The organism is Colwellia sp. C1TZA3 (assembly GCF_007954265.1).
Lineage (GTDB): Bacteria > Pseudomonadota > Gammaproteobacteria > Enterobacterales > Alteromonadaceae > Cognaticolwellia.
Map to the genome: position 1 here is coordinate 1 of NZ_VOLS01000110.1, position 4,249 is coordinate 4,249.

Sequence of the window (4,249 nt, forward strand, 5' to 3'; positions counted from 1 at the left end):
AGAAAATCTTCGGGGACATTTAAAATTCCAATAGTATAACAAGGGCAACCTTTGTGGGTTCCACTTTCATCAGCAAATGATGCTATAAACGTCATAACGACTCCATGTTTGACTGTGCATTTAACGCTTATATTAAGCGGCTAAGTACAATTTGCTATACTGCGCGGAGCGCGAGCAAACTGTACGTGTCCGCTTGAATTACCTTGTTATTTGATGGTAGCGGAAAACTACCAGCGATAACAAGCACTTTACTGGTTTTGGCAGCCCGACCGTAGAACTAAAAAGTGCCCAGCGCCACGACTAACCAAACCGTGATTTTTGAGCCAAAAACGAAAGCTACTTTAGCTAATGGCTTTACGACAATAATGTCTAAAATAGTAAAGTCTATTAGCGGCTATAACCAAACCGACTAGGCGAAAACTGAGGCGTAACCCACCAAACCTATTTGAAAAACACGGCTCTTACAATAAAAAATTTAGCTGATTTCGTGGTGCCAAATAACGCCTAATTAACAGGCAAAAAGTAGTTGGCTAAAATAGGTGAACGTAGTGAACAAAAAACCAACTATTTTTTGTCCTTGTTTAATTTCTTGTTATATTTCATTTAGCTCAATAGGTTGAACCAATAAATTTATGAACGTTTTTGCCAATAATAAAAGTTTACACAATCTGATTGTTCAGCCTGCTCTATATACGGGTCATCAATATTGGATAATTTTTTGGCTGAGCTGTTTGAAGCAACATTATTAACATCTACTTTCATTTCAAGACGAATCTCTCGATTATTTTTACCCATTGTAATTAATTCAAACATATATTGTGATACATGTTTAAGGAGTGTGTGTGATAACCCTTTACCTCGATATTTTTCTTTGACTGCGTAACCTAAATCAAATTGTAAGCCCATATCATTTTCGCAACCTTGCGCAGGATAAGGTTTATCCATTACACAAACAGCCACAGCCATAATTTTTCTCTTGCTTTTAGGATCAACTAAACCAAAGGTATATCGCTGTTCTTTCCCCATTGGATTGTCATATAAAAATACGATATTTTTATATCGAGGGTTTTTCTCAACTTCAATCAGTTTCTTTTTATAACTATAAGAAAACTGCTCTAATGCCTCTGATGCAATAGTAGAGTTATCATGAGAAATAGTTGTATTTTCTATTTCTCCCGTCTTTGTATTACGCATTGGCATAGTGATTTCGTTCATAATTCCCTCTACTAGTTATTAATAATATATGATGCAACGTGGCACATTGATTTGAAATATAACGCCCAATTAACGGGCTAAAAATTGTGGGCTAAAATGGGAGCGAAGCGGACAGCCCACTGTTTTTAGTCCTGTTGAATTGCTTGTTATATATTACCTACTGAACACTGCTCAGTTTTAGGCCATTTCCACGCATACCAAACAGTGGCAATTGAAAGCAAAACTTCTATCGCGGTTAGATATAAATAGAACACCCATGTCGTTTCTAAGTTAACTGCAATAAGAAGAACTATGTATAAAACAGGTATGATTATATTTAGCCAGCGATTAATACTAGGTTTTAATACTAAGGTAAAAAATATCATAACACTAGGAATTGACATGAGCAGAGCAACAGCAAAGAACTCCAACTGAATGCCCGCTTTATTTGATGTTACCTCCATAGCTTCGGCTAAAACTCCTGGAACATAAACCTCAATATAATCACCATATACATAACAAAACATAACAGCTATCCAAAGAGCAGATATTTTTAGTTTTACGTTTATTGGGAAGTCTTGAAAGGCACTCGTTGTATTATTAGTCGAACTCATTGAAACTCCATATTCTTAGTAATGTATAACGCCTCACTAAGAGGCAAATAATAGTTAGTTAAAATAAGCGACGAAGGAGCAAAGACCAACTGTTATTTGCCTCTTAGTGACTTGTTATGTGTTTTTTGACTTTATTGCCTACTAGTAGTCAAACTCTGAAGCTAAAACTAAGCCTGCAAAATATATTTCTATGAGTAAATATACTCCCAACGAAATTGATCTTTTTTTAAAAGCCTTATATACAAAGGTCATCGTAAATACTATCAATACAATTAAAATCACCATCTGATACACAACCCCATTTTAAACACATAACGCCACGTTAACAGGCTAAATATAGTTGGCTAAAATAAGTGAACGGAGTGAACAAAAAGCCAACTATATTTTGTCCCTGTTTAACAGCTTGTTAGCCACAAGTTACTAGCACACTAACTGTTTGGGAACCCGGTAGTCTTTAACTACCCAAGCATTTTTCTCTTTATCCCAAAATGCAAAATATGAAAGAACACACCCCATGGAAGATACAGTACCGCCCCCAGTTTTTATTGTCGTAGCAGAATACCAAGCGGTATTACCTGAAACTGTAACATTTCCTGATAAATTGTTAGTTTCTGGAATAACATATGTACCACCACCCCACCGCCATTGAAAAACTCTTCGTCCATCTCCCATATCAAAAGCATTCATTGGCGGACCATTATCAATTGCAACTTCGCGGACATCCTTATTGAGGTATTGCTTCATGTGACTAGAAGCACACCCTATTAACAGAGCAACAATAATAATTAATGCAATCCGTAAAAATATCATCCTATATCCCTTTGTGGCTAACGCCCTGTTAACAGGCAATAAAATAGTTGGCTAAAATTAGCGACGAAGGAGCAAAAGCCAACTGTTTTTTGTCCTTGTTTAACAGCTTGTTAGCCGTTTTCACAGCAAACCAATTTACTAATAAAGTCTTGGTATGCTTTTATTGCTTTGTCTTTTCTCATTGTTTCGCCATGTTCAGTATTTGGAATGATAGCCAATACTTTAACCAAGCTTGAAGATATATCGTAAAGTGCTTTCGAGTTTTCTACTGGCGTAGTTGAGTCATTTTCGCCAATTAAGAAAAGTAATGGTTTATTATATTCTCTAATGAAATCGACATTATTTATTTCTGCTAATTCAGGTGATAAATTAACTGAATAAAATGGTTTTGACCAAGTAGGCATTAAATTATCGACTAACTGTGGAACTGTGTTGATAGCACCATCAAGAATTAATGCATCTATATTTTTATTATTTGCAACATAAGTTGCAATTAAAGATCCCATCGATAATCCATGGATAGTTGTAGGCAAATTTTCAGGGAGTTCAGCTTTCGAAAAATCAAAAATTCGTAATGCATCCGTTCGTAAACTATTCAGAGATAACTTATCTTTTTTATCGCTAATTCCCATCCCGCGATAATCAAACCAAATAACATTTGCAGGCAATAACGAAAATTTATTTAATATTTTCGATGAAGAGCTAATTTTCATACCATTAGCACTGAAAAAAACAATATTCACCAAAGCGTCCTTGTTTATTAATTTTACTCCTCTAAGTGTAATGCCATCCTCGGATGTTAAACTCACAGTTGACACAACAGCCGATAAATTAGCTTCAGCTAGTTCAGTTTGAATTTTAGTGATATTGAGTTGCTTTTCTGGTTCTTCATCTTGGTATACAAATGATTCAGTTGTATAGTTTGCAGAACACCCTGAAAGTAATAATATAAATAATATTGAGACTGTTTTCATATGGAACGACACTCCTTGTTGATTTAACGGCTAACGCCCCAATAAGGGGCTAAAAATTGTTTGCTAAAATGTGTAGCGAAGCGAAACCGAGCAAACTGTTTTTAGTCCCGCTTTATTGGCTTGTTAGCTACTGTTGAACGCTTTACATGCTTTTTTAACTATAGAGTTATAACCCCAAGTAAGAATGCTATCAGTATATTCCACACTTTCAGGAATATCCCAACTGGAATCTATTTTTCCTAATATTTCGCCGCCTGTTTCTGTGATTGTTTTGATATGAGCAAAGCCTTTATGTAATACAGAACAAGTAATTAATTCTTCTTTGGTTGGCGGTGTATCTCCAGACCAATCCAATAAGCCAGCCAAAAATGCTCTAGAGTCTGTCTTTCCATTACTACTTCTTAATGCTAGTACAACACCAGCTGAAAATTTATCACTACCAATTGGTACAGCCCAAAATTGCCCTTGCTCAATATAACTTGTAGATTTCGGCTTAAATGGATATTTCATACAAACCTTATTGAAGTAGCTAACGCCGTTTTAAGCGGCAAATTGCAGTTGGCTAAAATAAGTGAGGCACGAACAAAAAGCCAACTGTAATTTGTCCGACTTGAAAACCCTTGTTATAAGTACAATTACTCCGCTGTTTCAACTTCT

The 4,249-nt window shown here is 35.6% G+C and carries 5 protein-coding genes; all 5 read right to left on the reverse strand.

Going from position 1 to position 4,249, the window contains the following annotated elements:
- Positions 1 to 630: 630 nt before the first annotated feature.
- The gene (locus ESZ39_RS17185; protein WP_146881145.1) at positions 631 to 1,215 is read right to left on the reverse strand and encodes a GNAT family N-acetyltransferase; all 585 of its coding nucleotides are present in this window, start codon (positions 1,213 to 1,215) and stop codon (positions 631 to 633) included.
- Between the two features lie 146 nt (positions 1,216 to 1,361).
- A complete protein-coding gene (locus tag ESZ39_RS17190) occupies positions 1,362 to 1,808 on the reverse strand; it encodes a DUF6326 family protein (RefSeq protein ID WP_146881146.1) in 447 nt (148 codons plus the stop codon).
- Positions 1,809 to 2,228: 420 nt separating this feature from the next.
- The gene (locus ESZ39_RS17195) at positions 2,229 to 2,618 is read right to left on the reverse strand and encodes a hypothetical protein (RefSeq protein WP_146881147.1); all 390 of its coding nucleotides are present in this window, start codon (positions 2,616 to 2,618) and stop codon (positions 2,229 to 2,231) included.
- A gap of 110 nt (positions 2,619 to 2,728) precedes the next feature.
- Positions 2,729 to 3,592 carry an alpha/beta hydrolase gene (locus ESZ39_RS17200; protein ID WP_146881148.1) on the reverse strand — a complete coding sequence of 288 codons (864 nt, stop codon included), beginning with the start codon at positions 3,590 to 3,592 and terminating at the stop codon, positions 2,729 to 2,731.
- A 123-nt stretch (positions 3,593 to 3,715) separates the two neighbouring features.
- The gene (locus tag ESZ39_RS17895; protein WP_191321838.1) at positions 3,716 to 4,102 is read right to left on the reverse strand and encodes a hypothetical protein; all 387 of its coding nucleotides are present in this window, start codon (positions 4,100 to 4,102) and stop codon (positions 3,716 to 3,718) included.
- Between the last annotated feature and the right edge of the window lie 147 nt (positions 4,103 to 4,249).